Annotated in this window: 19 protein-coding genes and 1 pseudogene; 16 read left to right on the top strand and 4 right to left on the bottom strand. The window is 48.8% G+C overall.

Going from position 1 to position 21,404, the window contains the following annotated elements; translation table 11 throughout:
* The first annotated feature begins 97 nt into the window (after nt 1-97).
* Nucleotides 98-586 (top strand): ferric iron uptake transcriptional regulator, encoded by a 489-nt coding sequence (gene fur, locus LQV63_RS10005; RefSeq protein ID WP_019422865.1) that lies wholly within the window; start codon nt 98-100, stop codon nt 584-586.
* A 50-nt stretch (nt 587-636) separates the two neighbouring features.
* Here the strand turns inward: fur and LQV63_RS10000 are convergent, their stop codons facing one another.
* On the bottom strand, nt 637-2,043 hold the full coding sequence (locus tag LQV63_RS10000) for a S8 family peptidase (protein WP_233696572.1): 1,407 nt from the start codon (nt 2,041-2,043) through the stop codon (nt 637-639).
* A gap of 190 nt (nt 2,044-2,233) precedes the next feature.
* Here LQV63_RS10000 and LQV63_RS09995 point away from each other — a divergent pair.
* The 15 genes and pseudogenes from LQV63_RS09995 to LQV63_RS09925 form a co-directional block, all read left to right on the top strand.
* Nucleotides 2,234-2,407 (top strand): annotated as a pseudogene (locus LQV63_RS09995) (alanine dehydrogenase); the annotation flags it as partial.
* Between the two features lie 77 nt (nt 2,408-2,484).
* Entirely contained in the window at nt 2,485-2,721 is a 237-nt protein-coding gene (locus tag LQV63_RS09990) for a DUF4227 family protein (protein ID WP_019422862.1), read from the top strand.
* Between the two features lie 103 nt (nt 2,722-2,824).
* Complete coding sequence (locus LQV63_RS09985; RefSeq protein ID WP_233696570.1) at nt 2,825-3,748, top strand: tyrosine recombinase; 924 nt, start codon at nt 2,825-2,827, stop codon at nt 3,746-3,748.
* Between the two features lie 129 nt (nt 3,749-3,877).
* Nucleotides 3,878-5,068: a phosphopentomutase gene (locus LQV63_RS09980; protein WP_019422860.1), complete on the top strand. Its 1,191-nt coding sequence runs from the start codon at nt 3,878-3,880 to the stop codon at nt 5,066-5,068.
* A 42-nt stretch (nt 5,069-5,110) separates the two neighbouring features.
* The gene (locus tag LQV63_RS09975) at nt 5,111-5,938 is read left to right on the top strand and encodes a purine-nucleoside phosphorylase (protein WP_233696569.1); all 828 of its coding nucleotides are present in this window, start codon (nt 5,111-5,113) and stop codon (nt 5,936-5,938) included.
* Nucleotides 5,939-5,956: 18 nt separating this feature from the next.
* A complete protein-coding gene (locus tag LQV63_RS09970; RefSeq protein ID WP_233696568.1) occupies nt 5,957-7,285 on the top strand; it encodes a pyrimidine-nucleoside phosphorylase in 1,329 nt (442 codons plus the stop codon).
* A gap of 220 nt (nt 7,286-7,505) precedes the next feature.
* Nucleotides 7,506-8,735 (top strand): D-alanyl-D-alanine carboxypeptidase family protein, encoded by a 1,230-nt coding sequence (locus LQV63_RS09965; RefSeq protein ID WP_233696567.1) that lies wholly within the window; start codon nt 7,506-7,508, stop codon nt 8,733-8,735.
* An 88-nt stretch (nt 8,736-8,823) separates the two neighbouring features.
* Entirely contained in the window at nt 8,824-9,177 is a 354-nt protein-coding gene (gene spoIIAA / locus LQV63_RS09960; protein ID WP_019422856.1) for an anti-sigma F factor antagonist, read from the top strand.
* The gene (gene spoIIAB, locus LQV63_RS09955; RefSeq protein WP_233696566.1) at nt 9,174-9,629 is read left to right on the top strand and encodes an anti-sigma F factor; all 456 of its coding nucleotides are present in this window, start codon (nt 9,174-9,176) and stop codon (nt 9,627-9,629) included. Before spoIIAA ends, spoIIAB begins: the two co-directional genes overlap by 4 nt.
* 11 nt (nt 9,630-9,640) lie before the next feature.
* Nucleotides 9,641-10,396: an RNA polymerase sporulation sigma factor SigF gene (gene sigF, locus LQV63_RS09950; protein ID WP_019422854.1), complete on the top strand. Its 756-nt coding sequence runs from the start codon at nt 9,641-9,643 to the stop codon at nt 10,394-10,396.
* Nucleotides 10,397-10,538: 142 nt separating this feature from the next.
* The gene (locus tag LQV63_RS09945) at nt 10,539-11,180 is read left to right on the top strand and encodes a stage V sporulation protein AA (protein WP_019422853.1); all 642 of its coding nucleotides are present in this window, start codon (nt 10,539-10,541) and stop codon (nt 11,178-11,180) included.
* Nucleotides 11,164-11,610: a stage V sporulation protein AB gene (locus LQV63_RS09940; protein WP_036704898.1), complete on the top strand. Its 447-nt coding sequence runs from the start codon at nt 11,164-11,166 to the stop codon at nt 11,608-11,610. The genes LQV63_RS09945 and LQV63_RS09940 overlap by 17 nt, the downstream gene beginning before the upstream one ends.
* A gap of 47 nt (nt 11,611-11,657) precedes the next feature.
* A complete protein-coding gene (locus LQV63_RS09935; RefSeq protein WP_407672906.1) occupies nt 11,658-13,268 on the top strand; it encodes a spore germination protein in 1,611 nt (536 codons plus the stop codon).
* 1,213 nt (nt 13,269-14,481) lie between these two features.
* Nucleotides 14,482-15,813, top strand: coding sequence for a diaminopimelate decarboxylase (gene lysA, locus LQV63_RS09930; RefSeq protein WP_233696565.1), 1,332 nt, complete (start codon nt 14,482-14,484; stop codon nt 15,811-15,813).
* Nucleotides 15,814-15,975: 162 nt separating this feature from the next.
* Entirely contained in the window at nt 15,976-16,416 is a 441-nt protein-coding gene (locus LQV63_RS09925) for a peptidylprolyl isomerase (RefSeq protein ID WP_233696564.1), read from the top strand.
* A gap of 50 nt (nt 16,417-16,466) precedes the next feature.
* On the opposite strand, the gene LQV63_RS09920 is transcribed toward LQV63_RS09925, so the two are convergent.
* From LQV63_RS09920 to LQV63_RS09910, 3 genes are all read right to left on the bottom strand, one after another.
* The gene (locus LQV63_RS09920) at nt 16,467-17,204 is read right to left on the bottom strand and encodes a peptidoglycan DD-metalloendopeptidase family protein (protein ID WP_233696563.1); all 738 of its coding nucleotides are present in this window, start codon (nt 17,202-17,204) and stop codon (nt 16,467-16,469) included.
* Between the two features lie 69 nt (nt 17,205-17,273).
* Nucleotides 17,274-19,088, bottom strand: coding sequence for a DNRLRE domain-containing protein (locus LQV63_RS09915; RefSeq protein WP_233696562.1), 1,815 nt, complete (start codon nt 19,086-19,088; stop codon nt 17,274-17,276).
* 32 nt (nt 19,089-19,120) lie between these two features.
* Complete coding sequence (locus tag LQV63_RS09910) at nt 19,121-21,370, bottom strand: hypothetical protein (RefSeq protein WP_233696561.1); 2,250 nt, start codon at nt 21,368-21,370, stop codon at nt 19,121-19,123.
* Between the last annotated feature and the right edge of the window lie 34 nt (nt 21,371-21,404).

Genomic DNA, 21,404 nt, shown 5'->3' with positions numbered 1-21,404 from the left:
CTTGCCTTCGTGCAAATGATTTGACACTGCTTGCATTCTCCCCCTATAATAATAGAAGTGAAATCGAAATGTGGCTTGGCGGGCAAGGGGGGAGACCATGGAAGCGCGGATTGAGAAGATTAAACAACAACTGCAATCCCAAGGGTACAAGCTGACACCGCAGCGCGAGGCAACCGTTCGCGTCCTGCTTGAGAATGAAGAGGATCATCTTAGTGCGGAAGATGTCTTCATGCTCGTGAAAGAAAAAGCGCCAGAAATCGGTCTTGCCACCGTTTACCGTACATTGGAATTGTTGAATGAGTTGCACGTTGTGGAAAAATTGAATTTTGGCGATGGCGTAGCTAGATATGATTTGCGTGGAGACAACAACAAGCATCACCATCACCATCTCATTTGTGTCCAATGTGGGTCCATGCAGGAAATTCAGGAAGACTGGCTCGGGCCATTGGAAGAACGCTTGGAGCAAGAATTTCATTTTACGGTGATCGATCACCGTTTGGATTTTCAAGGAATATGCAAGCATTGTCGCGAAAAAGAACGTGAACGAGAACAGCAAGCCCAAAAGGACGATAACGCGGACGTATAATGCTTATAACGAAGCAATTTAACCGTATGAAATGAAGAGAAGCCTCAGCGCTAACTGCGCCGAGGCTTAACTACGTTGTGCAGCTTCGAGGACTGGGCTGTGCCCCTTCCTGCCTTCTTTGTTCGCTGGCGTGATGCCGCTGCTGCTTGGGCTTCCGATTTGTTCGGCCTGCACGCAGGGGAGCGGCTAGTTGCCGTACGGCGCGCCAACGCTTTTTTAATTGGACCACTCACTGCAGAAATGCCTGTTAACGGGAAAGACGATTTCAACGAATCCATGGCGCATGCCGTCGCTTTATCTGCACGAACAAGGCCAGCGCCTTGCGAACGGTCGGAGTAACCTTTCAGTTCACTCGCCGTATCGATCAGTACGGACTTCACGTCTTGCGGCGTTAGCTCGGGATTGCTGGCCAGCATGAGGGCGACGGTCCCGGATACATGCGGTGCGGCCATGGAAGTGCCTGAATCCTTCGAAAAACTATTCTTATTGTTCGTCGATACGATATCTTCTCCTGGCGCGGCCACATCAATCCCTTTGCCGCGGCTGCTGAAAACAGCAATTTGATTGTTTTTGTCGGTTGCCGTTACCGCGATCGTCTCCGGATAACTGGCAGGAACATCAATCATATCCGCATCACCGCCTTCATTCCCGGCTGACGCGACAAGCACGATGCCTTTTCGGTACGCCCTTTTTACGGTAGAACGCAGCAGATCGCTCGGACCGTTTAATCCAAGACTCAAATTAATGACATCCATTTTATTTTTTATACACCATTCAATGCCTTCAACGATGTCCGATACATATCCGTCGCCGTTCTCATCAAGCGCTTTCACAGCGTACAGATCTACTTCTGGAGCCGCTCCGTACAACATATTTCCTGTGCCGGTTGCAGCTACCGTTCCTGCTACGTGGGTTCCGTGCCCGTTATCATCCTGATGGGGCATCCCTCTTCGAATCGTATTGATTCCCCCGGCAATATTCAAATCCGGATGAGTTGAAATCCCTGTATCGACGATTGCAACTTTGATGCCTTTTCCTTTCGTCTTCGGCCACACGCGGGGAGCGTGAATTCGCTTGATGCCCCAAGGAATTTGGGAAGTTGTGGCGTAAGGAGTTGAATGGTTGCGTTTCTTTAGACGCAATCTAGAGGAAGTTGACGAGCTTCGCTTTGTGCCCTTCGCGGGTTTAATGGCATGAGCGCGGACTCGGGCATCAGTTTCGATTCGCCGAATGCTTGGATGATTCATAATCTGCTGCAGATCTTTGTGCCGATCTAAATGACAGCAGAGCATCCGGGCGGATTTTACCTGCTTTAAGGGGACGATTCCTTGCTTTTTTAGCTGCTGAATACAGGCAGCATAGCTTTTGCGGTCTTTCAAAATAATCATTTTGCGATCGGTCTTACGAGTAGGCTGACCGTGTACGGCCGCCTGTAACATGCGGGTTAATGTGCGCATGCATTCATGCCCTCCACTTCAAAAAGAATAGATAACTTGCTGTGACAGCGCGTCTGACACCGCCTGTAAATCTAATTTATCGTATGTGGACGTTCGTGGAACGGTGAATGCAAACCTGAATCGTTCGCCCATTGTTTCAGAAATGGCAGAGGTTATAATGGAAGTAACATGTTAAAAGCGCACATCGACCCTTGCATTGACGCACGCAACGTTGCCATATGTACGCAAGCTCGCTGCTCATAGTCTGGAAGAAGCCGTCCGCAGATCGCCGGAGCTGAAAGGCGGGCTGAATACGTATCAGGGCGGCATCGTTCATCAAGCGATTGCGGAAGCGTTAGGCATGGAGGCTTGTCCTTTTAAATAATGCATACGGCATATCCAGCCAATTCACCTCATACGTTAATTTTAGCGGGACAAACATGAGGTGAGGAGGTGCTTCCGATGATTGTGCCTTTGCGCAAGCTGTTGGAACGCTTGAGGTTCATCGCGTTGTTTCTGCTTATGACCTATGCGATGGCTCATTTGTTCGGCACAGTAACCGAATGGATATCGCCAGTGGATAAGTATCGTGAGCCGCATGGGAAAGCGGTCAAAGTATTTCGTGCCGATGAAAATGCGGATTTGGAGCCTGCATCGTTTACGGATCGGTTGCGGTTATTTTACTGGCTCGGCGAATAGGAAAATAACGTGCGAAGTCCATGGAATGATAGCAAAACAGCAGGAATTTGATGATATCGTGTGGAATATAGGAGAGAGTGTTTTGGAAGTAAGGAGTTTAACGATGAGAAGTGCAATCATACAGCAATTGGAAAGCTACGAGCAGCATTTGAAGCAGGAGCGACGTCTCTCTCCGCACACGCTGGAAGCGTACATAAGAGATATCTCGACCTTTTTGAACGCCATTGCGCAGGAAGAGATTCAATCCGTAGCAGACGTGCGTTCTTATCATGTCAATCAATATATGTATCAACTCAAGCGTGACGGCCGGGCCGCTTCAAGCATTTCGCGCATCGCTGCCTCGTTGCGTTCTTTTTTTCATTTTTTCATTATCGAAGGAACGATGAGACAAGATCCGACGCTTCAAATAGAGCGCCCGAAGGCGGAAGCGAAGACCCCTCATATATTGTCGTTGCAAGAGACGGAACGGCTGTTGTCGATGCCGGATGGCGAATCCGTGCAAGGGCTGCGCGACAGGGCCATGCTGGAGACGCTGTATGCGACCGGCGTGCGCGTCTCTGAGCTCATGGCGCTCGACCTCGAAGACGTTCAGCCGAAGCTTGGCTTCTTGCGGTGCGTCTCCTCTGGGAAGGAGCGGGTCATCCCGCTAGGACAAGTCGCGGGTGAGGCGATTCAATTGTACTTGGAGAAGGCCCGTCCGGAAATGATTGGAGCCAACTCCACTTCAGAGACGGCCATCGAGTCGGCTCTGTTCCTGAATGTTCGCGGTCAGCGGATGTCCAGACAGGGCTTCTGGAAGATGATTAAGAAGTATGCGGACAAGCTGGATCTGCCGTTTCCGATCACGCCCCATACAATGCGCCATTCGTTCGCGGTTCATCTGTTGTCGAATGGGGCGGATGTGCGCTCCGTGCAGGAAATGCTGGGGCACTCGGAGCTTGCCACGACACAGCGTTATGTCGAGCATATGAAGAAGAGCAGCATGAAGGATGTTTACACGCTAGCCCATCCACGGGCGAAGAAATGATAGCATGAAATGAAAGTGCGTGGGATGCTTCGGAATCAAAAGAGGGCTTTTAGAACAACCTCTGAATCGGAGTATGGTCCATTTCTCCTTAACACAAGCTAAGAAGAAGGATAAAAAGGAGTGATTGGCATGAACACAAGCAATAAGCCGTTCGATCGCATTGCGGTGATCGTATTGGACAGCGTAGGCATCGGCGAACTGCCTGACGCAGAGCAATTCGGCGATACAGGCACGCACACGCTCGGTCATATTATTGAACGGGTGCCTCATATCAAGCTGCCTCATCTGCAGCAGCTCGGCCTGGGGAACATCGCCGATCTGGGTGCGCTGAAGCCAGTTGACGCGCCGCAAGGAATCTACGGGAAAATGGCGGAGATTTCGGTAGGCAAGGATACGATGACCGGCCATTGGGAGCTAATGGGCCTTCGAATTACGACTCCCTTCAACACGTACCCGGATGGGTTTCCAGCAGAACTGATTTCCGCGTTTGAACAGGAAACGGGACGCAAGGTGCTGGCGAATAAGCCTGCTTCCGGAACGGAGATTATCGAGGAATACGGCGAAGAGCAAATGAAAACCGGCGCATGGATCGTTTATACATCTGCCGATAGCGTATTTCAGATAGCGGCGCATGAGGATATCATTCCACTGGAGGAATTGTATCGCGCCTGTGAGATTGCGAGACGGTTGACGCTGCAAGAGCCTCATACGGTAGGGCGCGTCATTGCACGTCCTTATGCTGGTCAGCCAGGCCAGTTCGCACGCACGCCGAATCGTCATGACTATGCCGTCGTGCCTCCGGAAGATACTGTATTGAACTTGCTTCAACAAGCGGGTAAAGACGTCATTTCGGTCGGCAAAATCAATGATATTTTCTCAGGGGAAGGCATCTCGGCTTCTTACCCGACGAAGAGCAACGCGCACGGTATTACCACAACGACAGATATTCTGGGTCAATCGTTCAACGGCTTGTTGTTTACGAATTTGGTTGATTTTGATTCCATGTACGGCCATCGCCGCGATGCGGAAGGGTACGCGCAGGCGTTAGAGCAATTCGATGAGGCATTGCCGGCCATGATGGAACGAATCGGTCCCAATGATCTGCTGGTCATCACGGCGGATCACGGTAATGACCCGACCCATACCGGCACCGATCATACGCGCGAATATGTCCCGCTTCTGATGTACAGTCCAGCGATTCAGGCGGGACGAGCGCTTGGCATCCGTTCGACATATGCGGATTTGGGCGCAACGATAGCGGATAATTTCCAAGCCGGCCAGCCTCAGGTCGGTACCAGCTTCTTATCCGAACTGCTGTAAAAAGCGTCGTTCGGCATCATTTCAATATTGGGGGAATCTTTCATGAGCCACGCAGTAACGTATGACCACATTCAAGACGCGGCAGCGTATATTAAGACGCGCATTGACGCGACACCTGACATTGGCCTTATCCTCGGATCAGGGCTAGGCATTTTGGCCGATTTGGTTGAAAACCCGGTTACGATTCCTTATCAGGACATTCCGCACTTTCCACAATCGACGGTTGAGGGTCATGCGGGTGAACTGCTCATTGGCCAGATTGAAGGCCGGACGGTCGTAATGATGAAGGGCCGATTCCATATGTATGAGGGCTACGGGCCGGAGCTGACAGCATTTCCTGTACGTGTCATGAAGGCGATCGGTGTGGAGAAGCTGCTGGTGACCAACGCGGCGGGCGGAATTAACACTGCGTTTCAACCGGGAGATTTGATGTTGATTCAAGACCATTTGAACATGACCGGATGCAATCCGTTAATCGGACCGAATGATAATCGCTTGGGCGTACGCTTCCCGGATATGTCCACAGCATATAGCCCCCGTCTGCGCCAATTGGCGAAGGAGATTGCAGGCGAGCAGCAATGTTCATTGCAGGAAGGCGTATATGTTGGGCTGTTAGGTCCAAATTATGAAACGCCGGCAGAAATCCGCATGTTCCGCACCTTGGGCGGCGACGCCGTCGGCATGTCCACTGTATCCGAAGTGATCGTGGCTAAGCATACTGGAATGGAAGTGCTCGGCATTTCCTGCATCAGCAATATGGCTGCTGGCATATTGGATCAGCCGCTCTCTCATGCTGAAGTGATGGAGACTGCGGAGCGGGTGAAAGAGACGTTTTTGAAGCTTGTTTTGGCCATCATCCCGAAAATGTAAGGTCTAGGAGGTTATATTTTGCGAGCGGTAGACATCATTCAGAAGAAACGTGACGGACAGGAGCTGTCCCCTGAGGAAATCCGATTCCTTATCCAAGGCTACAGCAACGGTAAAGTTCCGGATTATCAAATTGCCGCGTGGGCGATGGCTGTATACTTTCAAGGTATGAATGCACGTGAAACGGCTAGCTTGACGCTTGAAATGGCGAAATCCGGCGATCAAATCGATCTGAGTCCGATCCAAGGCATTAAAGTGGATAAGCATTCTACCGGGGGTGTCGGCGACAAGACGACGCTCGTGCTGGCTCCGCTCGTCGCAGCGGCAGGTGTCCCTGTCGCCAAGATGTCGGGTCGCGGGCTGGGGCATACGGGCGGAACGATCGATAAGCTAGAGGCGATCGCCGGCTATCAAGTGGAGCTGGAGCGAAGCCAATTCTTCGCGCAAGTGAATGATATCGGAGTCTCGCTTATCGGTCAGAGCGGGAATATTACCCCGGCCGATAAAAAGCTGTACGGGCTTCGGGACGTCACCGCCACGGTCGAATCGATTCCGCTCATCGCCAGCTCCGTCATGAGCAAGAAGATTGCAGCCGGCGCGGATGCGATTGTGCTCGACGTTAAGACGGGCAGCGGCGCGTTCATGAAGACGCTGGATGATTCTATCGCCTTGGCGCAAGCGATGGTCGATATCGGGACGGAAGTCGGCCGTCACGCGATTGCGGTCATCTCGGATATGGATCAGCCGCTCGGCCATCTGATCGGCAACTCCCTTGAAGTGGAAGAAGCGATTATGACGCTGCGCGGACAGGGGCCGGCTGACTTGCATGAGCTGTGTCTCATCCTGGGAGCGCATATGCTGGTACTGGGCGGCAAGGCACAGGACGAAGCGGATGCCCGCAGGCAGCTGGAGCAGCATTTGCAGGACGGCACTGCGCTGCAGAAGCTGAAGCAGCTAGTCGCAGCCCAAGGGGGAGACGCCTCGATGATCGACGACCCGAGCCGTCTGCCGCATGCGGGAGACCGGATTGAGGTCGCAGCGCAGACGGAAGGCACCGTGGCTGCCATTCAGGCTGAGCATATCGGGATTGCCGCGATGCTGCTTGGCGCAGGCCGGGAGACCAAAGATTCAGTCATCGACTTGGCCGTAGGCATTGATTTACGCAAGAAAGTCGGCGAATCGGTACGGGTTGGCGATGTACTCGCCATTTTGCATGTAAATGATAAAGGGCGGATGGAAGAAGCCAAGGAGCGGGTTCTGAAGGCCTACGAGATTACGCCACAGGAAGTTGCCGCGAAGCCGCTCGTATATGCGGTTGTAACCAAAGACGGCGTTCAACGATTCGTATAAGAGATTGTTCATAATCCCCCTCTTGATCACGCACCATAAAATAAAAAGCCAATCATCCGTTTCTATCGAAGACTCTTTTCGGTAGAAACTTTTTTTATGCCTATCCATTGACAATGTGGAATATTTTGCTTGCGTTCGGACAAGAATGGATATAAGGCACATCCAGCTATATTGAGTTTGCCATTAAGGTTGTGCACATCTCTTTAGGAGGGGACATTCTTTGAACAAATGGCTACATGCTAGTGTGTGCGTCGTGTTGGCAAGCGCTGTTATATTACCGTCCAGCACCGCTGCGCTCCAAGCAGATTTGCCGCCGTGGACAGATGCTGAACCGTCCAGCCAAGCGACATCCTCCTCGAATGCGACAGAAGTGCAATTGGCGGAGAATGCTCGTTCTGCTGTGCTGATGGATGCGGACACGGGAACGATTATTTTCGAGAAAAATAGTCATGACAAGCTTCCTCCGGCCAGCATCACTAAAATTATGACGATGCTGCTCGTCATGGAAGCAATCGATGAAGGAAAGCTGAAGCTGTCAGATAAAGTGTCGACCAGCGAATATGCGGCATCGATGGGCGGTTCGCAGATTTTTCTGGAGCCCGGTGAAGAAATGACGGTCGAAGAAATGATGAAGGGCATTGCCATGGCATCAGGCAATGACGCATCAGTCGCTATGGCGGAGAAGATTGCCGGCTCGGAGAAGGCTTTTGTTCAAATGATGAACGATAGAGCAAAAGAGCTTGGCATGAAGAATACTCATTTTGAGAACTGCAACGGTCTTCCTGCTGAAAATCATTATACGTCAGCCCATGATATCGCATTAATGTCTCAGGCATTGATGCAATATCCGAACGTGACGAAATATACCGGCGCGTATGAAGATTATTTACGTCAGAATACAAGCAAGAAGTTCTGGCTCGTCAATACGAACAAGCTCGTTCGATTCTATCAAGGGGCGGATGGATTGAAGACAGGGTACACGTCGGAAGCGAAATACTGCCTGTCGGCAACGGCAAAGCGTGAAAATATGCGTGTCATTGCGGTCGTGCTGGGCGAACCGAATACGAAGACTCGAAATGCGGAAGTGACTCAAATGTTCGACTATGCCTTCGCCCAATATACAAATGTTCCTTTATTGAAGGCAGGGGAACGAATCGGTGGCGTGCGCGTGGAAAAAGGGATGGTTGAGAACCTGGAAATCAAAGCGCAACGGCCATACACCGTATTGCTGAAGAAGGGCGACGCCAAGCAAAATATTCGCTTCGAGCTGGACGCTCCGAAATCGGTGAAGGCACCGATTGAAGCCGGACAGCCGATTGGACGCATCGTGGTGTATCAAGGGGATAAAATGATTCGGGAATTTCCTGTCGAAGCAACGCAAAACGTAGCGAAAGCCGGCTGGTGGACTTTATTTAAACGGACTTGCGGCAAGTTGTTTTTTGTCAAATAAAGACGCGCTGCTTCTAGTTTTGTCGCCTAGCAGGAATTGGGTTTCTCTGTGACGAATGTTTCGGCATCGTGGGAGGAGAGTGATACGCATGAATTTGCAGGTGGAATTGGAACATCGGCGTAACGTGTTAATTACCCGTTTGAGGGGGGAACTGGATCATCATACAGCAGAGATTGTACGCTTTCAGCTCGATGAGGTGATTCAACGCGGACAAGTGAACCATGTGGTGCTAAGCCTTAGTGAATTGACGTTTATGGATAGCTCTGGCCTCGGTGTTATCTTGGGAAGGTACAAGCAAATCAAAGGCAGAGGCGGAAAAATGGCGGTCTGTGAGATGAATCCGGCCGTGCGCCGATTATTTGAATTGTCGGGCTTGTTCAAAATTATGCATGTCTACGATAACGAGCATTTAGCGCTCAACGGTCTGGAGGTCGTATCATGAACGGACAAAGCCAAGCTAACGTTATGACGTTGCAATTTTCCAGTCGTTCCGAGAATGAAGCATTCGCCCGCGTAGCCGTTGCGGCATTCGTGTCGCAGCTGGACCCAACACTGGATGAACTGACGGATCTGAAGACGGTCATTTCTGAAGCGGTAACGAACTGTATTATTCACGGATATGATAATGAACCGACTGGAATGGTCAGCATTACTGCTGCAATTGAAGGCGAAGACATTACATTGACGGTATCCGACCAAGGACAAGGCATTGAAGACATCGAGCTGGCGCGACAGCCTCTGTTCACGTCAAAGCCGGATATGGAACGTTCTGGCATGGGCTTTACCATTATGGAGAACTTTATGGATGAGTTTGAAGTGACAACCGAACTTGGCGTTGGTACCACCATCCGCATGAAGAAGCGGATAGAATCGAAAAAAGCGCTCTATAATTAGGGGTTGAAGCCATGAAAGTCGATTTGAAGCAATCGTCACAAAGTTATTTGGACGACGCGGAAGTGAAGCGTCTGATTGCGCTCAGCCAAGCTGGGGATACGGTGGCAAGAGATACGCTTGTCAACTGCAACATTCGTCTCGTATGGTCGGTCGTACAGCGGTTTATGAACCGAGGGTACGAACCGGATGATTTGTTTCAAATCGGATGCATCGGCTTGCTTAAATCTGTCGATAAATTCGATTTGTCATACGACGTGAAGTTCTCTACGTACGCGGTCCCGATGATAATCGGTGAAATCCAGCGCTTCTTGCGGGATGATGGCACGTTAAAGGTAAGCCGCTCCTTGAAGGAAATGGCGAACAAAGTGCGAAAGACGAAGGATGAGCTGTCGAAGCGATTCGGTCGTCTTCCAACGATTAAAGAAGTGGCTGCAGAACTCGGTGTTACACCGGAGGAGGTTGTCTTCGCTCAAGAAGCGAACAAGCCTCCGACCTCTATTCACGAGACGGTATTTGAAAATGATGGCGATCCGATTACGCTCATGGATCAAATTGCGGACGAATCACAGGAGCGGTGGTTCGATAAGCTCGCTCTGAACGAAGCTATCGAAGGATTGAGTGAACGCGAACAGCTCATCGTCTATTTACGATATTTCCGCGACCAGACACAGTCGGAAGTTGCCAGCCGCTTGGGCATCTCGCAGGTGCAGGTGTCCCGGTTGGAAAAGAAAATATTACAGTCCATAAAGGCGCAGATCGCGCAGTGATGCAGACACCGTAAGGAATCATCCTTGCGGTGTCTTTGTGTCTACTCTTCCAGCAGGAATGCAAATGTTTCCTGCTGTCCCATCTCCTCATAATGCAGCGCAACTCAACCATACTAAGAACAATGAGGAAGGAGTGATGGACATGGTGATATCGGATGATAAGCCATCGACATGCTACATCCGACTAAGAAAGCAGTCCAAGGTTCCGCCGGGACAACCCGTCCGGTTGGGGGACGTAGCGGAAGTGATCGTAGATTCGTCTTGGGAGGCGAAGCTGAAGCAGCTAGTGCTGTTGAATCCGAAACCTAAGGACGGCAATATTCTCCTCGTCGACATGATGGCCATCGTCAGGGCCATCAAAGCGGTAGCTCCCGCTCTTGGCATCGAATGCTTCGGACAGCCGCATACACTTGTGGAGATTGTTAAGCAGGCGAAGCGGCCGAATCCGTTTTTTATTGCAATCGTGTGGCTGCTCTTATTCTTCGGTTCCGGGCTGGCCATTATGAATTTTCATGCCGATGTCAGCATGCTGCAAGTCCACCATCGGATTATAGAACTGCTTACCGGACGCAAAGAAGCGAGTTCCTTCTGGTTTCAGGCATGCTATTCCATCGGAATCGGGCTGGGGATGGTCATCTTTTTCAACCACATCTTCCGCAAAAAATTCAATGAGGAACCGACGCCACTGGAAGTGGAAATGTATCTGTATCAGGAAAACTTGAATCAATATATTGTGACGGAAGAGTACCAGCGGCTGCGAGAGGCGGATGAGAAGCGTGAGTAATGCGCTAGTGAACGTATTCATCCAAATATTCGCCGCATTTCTCGGCTTGGCGGGCGGCATCGCGGTAGGTGGCGGCATGGTGGCTTTATTTGTCGTACTGGACATGCTGCCGAGGCTTGCGCAGATAACAAATTCCTTTCATCGCGTGCATTGGTTCGAAGCTGCGATCATTACCGGGGCGCTGTTCTTCACCGTTATCGATCTGTGGAGCATCAAGCTTCGTTATGCCGGTTGGTTGTCACCAGTGATAGGTTTGTTGGACGGTGTATTCGTGGGCTTGCTGGCCGCTGCTTTGACCGAAGTGCTCAATGTGCTCCCGATATTGGCGAAGCGCCTTGGGATGTCCGGTATTCTAACGTTTTTATTAACCGCTATGGTCCTCGGCAAAATTATAGGCTCATGGTTTGATTGCTTTATTTACCCTCATTAGCTTGGCTAGAGTCTACAATGCGCGCGAAGGCAGAAGGAGGAAGAACGATGACAGAGCAAGTGACGGAGCCGTCCCATCCAGAAGGCAGCATGCCGCCCCCTGGCCAGCCTCAAGACGAGCAGCAGGATTTGGAGAAGAAGCAGCATGAAGTATCCAATACGGTAGAAGAATCGATTAAATATTGGCAGGATGATGATGCAATCCCCAAGAAGATGGAGATGATCAGACATACGCTGCAAAATGTGGTCGGTCTGGAGGAATCCTTTGATGTTCTGCTCCGGGAGATGACATTCGGCGGCCGACGAGTAGGGCTGTTCTATCTCAACGGATTTGCCAAGGATGAAGTAATGACGATGATTCTGGCGCGATTGTCGTTCCTGAACAAATTATCCATCACCTCGAACGCGTTAAAAGCATTTTTCGAGTGCTACATCCCGCACATTCAAGTTGAAAAAATAGATAAAATGAGTGAAGCAATCAACAAAGTTTTGGCGGGCAGCAGCGTTTTCTTCATCGAACATGAAACGACAGCGCTGATGGTCGATGTGAAGTCGTTCCCGACTCGAGGCTTGGAAGAGCCATCACTGGAAAAAGTAGTCCGCGGTTCACGGGACGGCTTTACCGAAACCTTGCTCACGAACGTCACCTTGGTCCGAAGACGGCTGCGCGATCCTGGACTGAAGTATGAGATGGTGCAGGTAGGACGCCGCACAAGGACGGATGTGTGTATTGCCTATATCGATGACATTGCGGATAAACGTCAAGTGGAAGCGGTACGCAAAAAGATAAAAGCGGTCAATATCGATGGCTTGCCGCTTGCTGATAAGCAGCTGGAGGAAGCCATTATCAATAAAGGCTGGAATCCGTATCCGTTGGTCCGTTATTCGGAGCGTCCGGACGTCGTCGCCGCACATCTGCTGGACGGCAACATCGTTATTTTCGTGGATACATCACCTTCCGTCATTATTTTGCCGACAACGTTTTTTGACTTGTGCCAGCACGCGGAGGAGAATAGGCAGACGGCCTTCATGGGCACCTATTTGCGAAGCGTGAGGTTTATCGGCATTTTTGCCTCACTGTTCTTGCTGCCCTTATGGCTGCTGCTTGTTATCGAGCCGGGCTTGAAGCCAGCGGCGCTGCAGATTATCGGTCCGATGGAAACGGGGAAAATCCCGTTAATCGTTCAGTTCCTGCTAGCTGAGCTCGGGGTGGACCTCATGCGGATGGCCGCCGTGCACACGCCTTCGCCGCTTGCCATTGCGCTTGGCTTGCTGGCGGCCATTCTCGTCGGGGATATCGCGGTCAAAGCAGGGGTATTCGTCAATGAGGTCATTCTCTATATGGCCATTGCGGCTGTCGGCATGTTCGCCACGCCGAGCTATGAATTGTCACTTGCGAACCGCATCGTGCGCCTGTTCCTATTGGTGGCGGTGGCGCTATTCAAAGTACCAGGGTTGGTCATTGGCACAACGATATGGGTAGTGTACCTGGCCGTTAATCGCTCGTACAACTCGTCCTATCTATGGCCGTTTATTCCGTTTAACGCCAATGCGCTATTCAACATCCTCGTGCGCCAGCCCGTTCTCTACATGAAGCAGCGTCCGAGCTTCAACAAAACGAGAGATAATACCAAGATGCCGCCGGATACAACGCCATAGTAACTGATTTCCAGTGGTGGATGTGACGTAAATGCACAATTTGGTGGAAGTTTCAGACAAGAATCGTGGGCATCTTTAGGCATCAGCAACGTTCGGGCTCCCGCAGGAGCCTGATTTGTTATGATCATTCAACACAATGCGGAATGAAGGCTTGGTAACTCTTGTTCACATTGGATTTTGTACAGTGAAAAAGCTCCTGAATCACTTTATTGGTTAGTTTCATTGGATTTCATCCAATGGTTTGACACTCCTAAGCAGCAAATGCAGAAAAACATCCGGATCCACTGTACAAAATGCAGTCAACTTGTTGTTTACCCGCCTAACCGAAACATTACACTACATATTTTCCAATAGAACTCACTCAGCTGATAGATAGTGTATCCCTGGCGAAAAAACCGAATTGCACAGATACTTCACTTAAGCATTAAAGCCCTGGAGAAAATCCAAGGCTTTTTTATATTGATGAGAAAGCATAAATTGGGGGTCTGCGGAAAAATCGTTTGAAGTAGGGGGTGGGCGAAAAAATATGTCGGCCAATGGATGTGTAACTAAACAGTTCTGCTGTACCCTTACGTCCACTCTCCCAGAGAGTCAGATGCGTAAGGCAAGAGTTGTCGAAGTGCTCTTTTGTTCACTATCCCCATTATTCAGACTATGCAAAGTAACAACTTAAGTACTAAAGATTGATTGAGCTTTACCTACTAATGATTCAAAGGAGTTCTTGTTCTTCTGAATCAAGGGGTTAGTGGGCAAAAGGACTTTTTGGAACCCTTTTCTTAGAGGAGAGAACGGTTTTCATACATTGTTGGAGCATACCGAAAGTAGAGAAAATAGAGAAATTCACTTGCAAATGGTGTCTGGGCAGTCTGAGCGTGATTTTCTGTTCGTATAATCTAATGCTATTTATTACGGTTGTATTCTCCTTCTTATATTCGAGTGTTTTTGCTCGTGTATGTCCTGTTTTGGTTGTATGCATACTATGTAAAATGAATATTGCCTATAAATTGCACTGACAGAAAGAATGCTTCATAAAATGTATGCAAATCGCAGCCTGAACGGAGTGAACAATGTCAGGGACATAATGCAAACCTTGAGCCAAAAAATCCATTCTTCAATGACAAGCTTAGCTGATATACTCGATGTAATATTTTTCATGATGCAATATAATGGATTCAGACAGCGTGGATAGATTAGGGAATGGGGAGAAAAGACGATGTACTTACATGGAACCAGTGAAATCAATGCCAACGGACATTTGGAAATCGGCGGTTGTGATGCTGCTGAATTGAAGGCTCAATTCGGCACTCCGTTATATATAGTAGATGAACATCTCGTGCGTGAACGGTGCCGGGAGTATATGGAGGCGTTTCGCGCCTCTGGATTGAAATTTCAGGTTGCCTTTGCGAGCAAGGCGTTCTGTGTGATGGCGATGTGCCGGATCGTGGATGAAGAAGGCTTGTCGCTTGATGTCGTATCTGAAGGGGAGCTATACACGGCGCTACAAGCCGGATTTCCGGCTGAGCGCATTCATTTTCACGGCAACAACAAGACGCCAGACGAGATCGCAATGGCGCTGGATGCCCGTATCGGCTGCTTCGTCGTTGACAACTTTACCGAGCTGCATCTGCTCAATGCCATGGCAAAAGAACGCAAACAGACCGTCTCCGTGCTGCTCCGCGTCACGCCAGGGGTAGAGGCACATACGCATGAGTATATTTCCACAGGCCAGATTGATTCCAAGTTCGGCTTCGATATCGGGAACGGAACGGCGCTCGAAGCCGTGCAAGCGGCTGCGGATGCCGAAGGTTTGGAGCTGCTCGGCATTCATTCGCATATCGGTTCGCAAATTTTTGAAACGGAAGGCTTTCAGCTGGCGGTGGAGCGCGTAGCGCAATTCGCCCGTCAAGTGAAGGACGAAGCGGGCGTGGCGTTCCAAGTCGTTAATCTGGGCGGAGGCTTCGGCATACGGTATGTGGAAGGCGATACACCGCTTGCAGTAAGCGAATATGTGCGTTCGATTACGGATGCTGTGAAGAGCTGCTTTGCGGGAATCGGCAATCTTCTGCCGGAAATCTGGGTGGAGCCGGGTCGTAGCATCATTGGTGAGGCGGGAACGACATTATACACGATCGGGTCCGTAAAAGACATTCCAGGCGTTCGCAAGTACGTGGCGGTGGATGGAGGTATGACGGACAATCCGCGTCCGGCATTGTATGAATCCCGCTATGAAGCGATGGTGGCGAACCGGGGAAATGAGGAAGCTTCAGAAGTGGTCTCGATTGCAGGAAAATGCTGCGAGAGCGGTGACATGCTCATTTGGGACGTCGCTTTGCCTAAAGTGAACCAAGGCGATCTGTTGGCCGTGTCCTGCACCGGAGCGTACAATTATTCGATGGCCAGCAACTATAACCGCATCCCGCGTCCTGCTGTCGTCTTCGTTCAAGACGGCGAAGCCGACATTGTCGTACGCCGTGAGTCTCATCGTGACATCGTCATGAATGATTGCATTCCGGCACGCCTGAACAAGCAAGCGGTTCTGAAATAAAGCGAAGAAAGATTGACGGTACCCTGAGTTTCGCTGCGTAGGGTTGGGCAGCGGGTCTCGGGGTCTGTTTGTGCTTGCGTATCTGTTTTCTTTTTACGCTGATTTATCGTATAATCGTGAGGGTAGTTCTAACACAACGCATATTGAAGGGAGTTCATACATATGAGCAAATACGCACAGATTGAAATGGAAAAAGGCGGAGTCGTCAAAGTTTTACTTCACGATCAAGAGGCGCCGGGCACAGTTGCCAACTTTGAGAAGCTGGCAAGCGAAGGCTTCTACAACGGGTTAACATTCCATCGCGTCATCTCGGGCTTCGTAGCACAAGGCGGCTGCCCGAACGGAACAGGTACAGGCGGTCCTGGCTACACGATCAAATGCGAAACCCAAGGCAACCCGCACAAGCATGAACGCGGCGTTCTGGCGATGGCGCATGCCGGCAAAGATACAGGCGGCTCGCAGTTCTACATTACGTATGCGGCATTCCCTCACTTGGATGGCGTGCACACTGTGTTCGGTAAAATTGTAGAAGGCATGGATGTCGTCGATGAAATCAAGCAGGGCGACAAAATGAAAGAAGTAAAAGTAACGGAAGAAGCGTAATCTCAACCCCTGTCATCCTCGCGATGGCAGGGGTTTTTGCTATTTCGAGTTTACTGGATTATGTTTACCTCTTGACCGTTCCATACCACTTTGACCTGAATGGCTTCTTCAAAGGCTCGAACAGGTATGTAAGTGCGTCCATTGATTAATTTCCCGCCTAACATGCGGGTTCCATTGACTGCTGCTTCCTTGCCGTTCCAAGTTACCCGGGCTCCTAATTGCTCGCTGATGGCACGCAATGGGGCATACGTAATGCTTCCCTCCAGAAATCCTTCACAGAACGCTTGATTGTTAAGACGGATGGGTACTGTTTTGCATTCTTTTTTATTTTCACTTTGTGTGTGTGCGGAAAAATAAGTTGATAAATAGTGCCCCGGATCGATGTGATGACCGAATCCAAAGCTCGGAGAGGCCTTACTGCGCACTTCAAAGTGCAAATGCGAGCCCGTAGAGCGCCCCGTCGTTCCTTGCTTGCCAAGCTCTTGACCTTCTTTAACAATCTGCCCGACCGTGACACCTATGCTATCCAGATGAGCATAGCATTGCAGATGTCCATTGCTATCCTTGATAGCGACGACATTGCCGAAGCCGCCAAAGCCGCTTCCTGCAGCACCCATGCTGGCATGAACGACTTCGCCAGCTGCAAAAGCATGTATGGGAGCCTGATGTGATTTGACTACATCCACGCCGGTATGACATACTTTCTTCCCGTTGAATGGATCGTTCCTCCAGCCATATGGACTGGTGACGCGAACAAAGCCATATTTACTCCAATCAAATGTATTCATTTAAGATCCTCCTCGCTCAAATAAAAGAAGCCGCCCCAAGACGGGACGACTTCAGCTTTCATATATCAATTACAGGATGTAATAATACGCTCCAGCGACTCCATTTACATTGATTCGACTGTGCAGATCGGCTGCATTTTTCTTCAGAATTCTTGCAATTGCACGTAAATCATCCTTATCGATTACCCTTGGGTATAAATATGCCTGTAAATCTGGAATGCTTATCGACAGATGTGCAGGTGCATCGGCAACTTGTCGAATGTCAATTGTTGCATGAATCTGAGAAATCTGCTTTGTCTCGATGAACGACTCCATATACTCGTGATGCTTCACATAAATCGTCGAATTCAAGGAGTGCCCATATTTCACATCCAAGGAAGATGCAAGATTAGGCTTTGAAACATGGATGAACGACTCTTTGTCATCGTAATGCGGAATCTCAATTCGCCCTGCAACATCGTCTTCTTTATATGCTCTTACTGTAAAAATTCCGCCCAAGTCTGGTTGATTGACAGTTAAAAACGCATTACGATCTTCGGATTTCTCTTTTTGTACGGTCAGCGAAGCGTCTAAGTCATTGGACGCTCTTCTGTATTTGGAAACTTCGAGACGCGAATGCAGATGAGGAACCGATACAGAGATATGGCCGGGGCGACTCGTGCGTTCTCTCTTGGCTACCGTCATCATACTTGGCAGACTGATGTTCGGATCGATTGTTAGGACTGCATGCTTTTCCGGAGTGTTGATCTGAACGATTGAATCAAGATCTTCTACACCGTAATCAGGAACGCTGATGCTGCCGTATAACACGTTTTCTTTTCTAATGCCAACTGTCATGCTGGATATCATATTCGCTCGACTAACGGCAATGGTTCCCGTTTTATCGATAGGCACAGGCACTTCTGGCCGATGAATATATAGGGTAGCCTCTTTGGAATCCTCGCCTCGGTCACTATGCACGGTGAGCGAAGCCGAACGCTCGGAATTGCCTACGCCATAAATAAACATGGTCGCTTCAGTCGCGCTTCTGCCGACGCTGTAAATCAGATTAGATATATATTTTACTTCTAAAAGCGGCTGCTTGCTTGATTCCCGAGTATAGAAATAAACGGGGTAATCGTTCGCAGATTTGATCAGAAACCCATAATCCACCAAGCTTCCAGCCTGCCATCGCTTCAGGATGTCCAGCACATCGAATTCAATGTAACGTTTTTGCCGATCGATTGTATATTCATTTGACAGGAGCTCAGCGGAGCGGGGTTTATTGGCGTGTGTAACTCCAAGCTCCTCCCAGAATCGATGCGGCTGGTGCAGCTCAATGTTGGTGCCGTCCGGTAATGATCCAGTATAATATATTTTCAATTTTGCCTTTTCTAATAGATGCAAATCAGGCATTAACTCTTTCAGACGTCCAAACTTTACGTAAGAATCAAAATACTCTCCATTATTCGCGCCTATCATCATTTGCTGCGTATCGCCGAAGTTAATCGTCTGCAGGTCGGTACGGCTGCGGGTCGTTGCGTCTTCATTCGAAGGGAACCCTGTTTCAATCCTTGGAGCTTCCAACAATTCGAATTTGCCGAACATTTGATTATGCGGTCTAACCTCAAGCGAAGCCGGCAAGTATTCGGCTGCTATCGCTTGGATGCTGGAAGGCAAATCTCCGTTGCCGCGATACATGACTTCCAAGCGGGAGGACAAATCATACGCTCTCTCGACTTTTACAGATAGGCTCGCATCGAGGTCTTCCCGAACTCGGGTCGCGACCACAAAGGTTGATTTTACATCATCGCTGCCTGAACCGTAGAGAAAAAACTTGCCATTTAGTTTGTTTTCCGCTTTTTTAACGTAGAAGGGGGAGCTTATATCATTACATTCATTCAATGTTATTCACATCCGATCTCATTGTATTGAGATTATACCCGATCCGCTTTTGCGCGGATTTCAAATTGACCATTCACCGTTGGCTCGGCTTCTATTACAGTAGCAATACGGACGTAAAATTCAACCGTATCATCCTGCTGGAAGATCTGGCTGAAGAGCAGCTTATCCTGGGCGATAAATGGCTTATTGGATCGTGACAACTCAATGGTAACGCCTTGGGGCAGAGAGTCTTTGACCACCTCCAGTGTAAGATTCGTGATTTCATATCCCAACTGGTTTTTTACAACGACTTTCTGATCCACGGTCGTTTGACCCGCGATGATAATTCCGAAGTCCAAGTACTTCAATATCCCGCCGAACGTGTCCGAGTAATAGTTTCCGGTCTTGTCCATGAACATCAAGCCGGAATAGGTGCCGATAAACTTCGTTTCCCATTGATCGGTCTGCCCCCAGTAATCTTGGAACTCGACCGTCAGTTTATTTTCCTGATTGAACAGAATCTCTCTTTCGGAAATGTAAAGATTGATATCCAACGGAGAAGAAGCCAAGCGCGTGAACTCGCCATTGTCTGGATAATACGGCTTGTCGTTCAGCAGCACCCGATACTGGACTTTACCTTTATCTGCGTCATCCAGCTCACCAGTCAGTTTATTTCCGGTTAATTGGAGCTGAATCGTCGCTGTCGTATTGAGCAAATAAAAGGACATATCTTCGAATTTCACATCATCAAGAGCAGATTTCACCACTAACTGCGAATGATCAAGCTTTATTTCTTCTTCACGGTGTATGCTGTCGTCCAAGTAATAGCCAATTCGAATCTGTTTTCCTTTATTCAGGAGATGCTTTTCTTTTATTTGAGCAAGGGTTTTGAAGCTCATTCCTTGTTCTCGGACGTTCACCATATCGGCAGCGTTCACTGTTTTCCATTTTCCGTTCTTGAAAGCTTCCCACGTAGCGCCTTTATCGAAAGAAACGATAAACTTGCAAGTACCGTCATAGGCGCTCACTTCGGCAGGGAGTTTATTTGCAGCGATGGAGAGCAGATTGCCGTGCAAGTCAAAATCGGAAGGCTGCACGATAAGCTGTTCGAAAGGCAAGGCAGTCATGTCGACACGCAAGGGGATGTCCATGTGTGTCTCGGTAAAAGGCTTGGCTTTGTTACCCTCTGGCACGTATGTAACGATCTCGATAGTGGGGGAGAGTTGGGCCAGTTCTTGCCATGCTTCCGGTGGAATGATGGATAGATCGGTCATTCCGTGTTCTTCGAAAATTTTCTCATCAATTGTAGATATAGGGATGCTTTCCCATGCTCCTATAAAAGTTCCACTATATAATTTCAGTTCATTAATAGTTGTATAATTTGAAGGATTGGCAGTCCAATTCAAACGATACATTTTGTATGGTTTAGGTTCTTTGATTATATATTCCTTGTCCGTTCTTAATGTTGTCCAAGTTTGGCTTTTCTGTGTATCTAAAACATCCCAAATAACTCCATCATTACTTCCTTCAAAAGTCCAATCTTTAGGAAGTCTAGATAATTTAGAAGAACTATTCATACTCCTAACTGCATATTTTACAATTGGTATTGACTTATCAAACTCATATCCCAAATAACCAGCATTGCTGTTCTTTGACACATAGCCTTCCTCATCGTCAACTTGATTAAAAGCTTTCCATTCTTCATTTGCTGGTGTATAGATGTCTTTTGCAAATGCTCGTCCAGATGGTGTTGTATTTGATGTCATCTTAGGAATAGCTGTTGTTTTATCATCAACATTAAACATAGATTTGTATGTTCTGTATTCGCCACCACTCAATTCAATTAGACTTTTATTAAGAACTAGATTTTCAACATACCACTCATTGAAAGTAACATAATTAGCTACCGGAGTAATCTTATATTTTCCTGCTACTAGGCTTGGACACAGTAAGTACCAACCATTAGTCGCAGTAGTATTATAGATTCCAACATCTTTATATTCTTGACCATTCCACATTTCCAATTTTAGTTGTTTACCAGCACTTCCACCACTATCTGAATAGCTGCCACCAACAGCCCACAAATTACTATTTCTATTTATAGAGAATTCCAAGTATGAATCGAAATGAGTGGACATTGCTACTGCATTGTAAACTCCTTGTTTAGTCGTTACGCCATCAAGTAATACGGAGGCATCTGATGCATTATTTGGTGTATTTACAGATGAACCTCTAAAGCCTGTAATTTCAATTTTAGCTTCGTCTCCTAAATTCGGTACTCTAGGTTTTGCATTACCTGCCATAAAATCAGCTCCTTCCAATAGATATGTAAACAAA

The organism is Paenibacillus profundus (genome assembly GCF_021369635.1).
GTDB classification, from domain to species: domain Bacteria; phylum Bacillota; class Bacilli; order Paenibacillales; family Paenibacillaceae; genus Paenibacillus_B; species Paenibacillus_B profundus.
The sequence above is the reverse complement of the archived record's forward strand: the minus strand, read 5'-3'. Positions and strand labels throughout refer to the sequence as shown.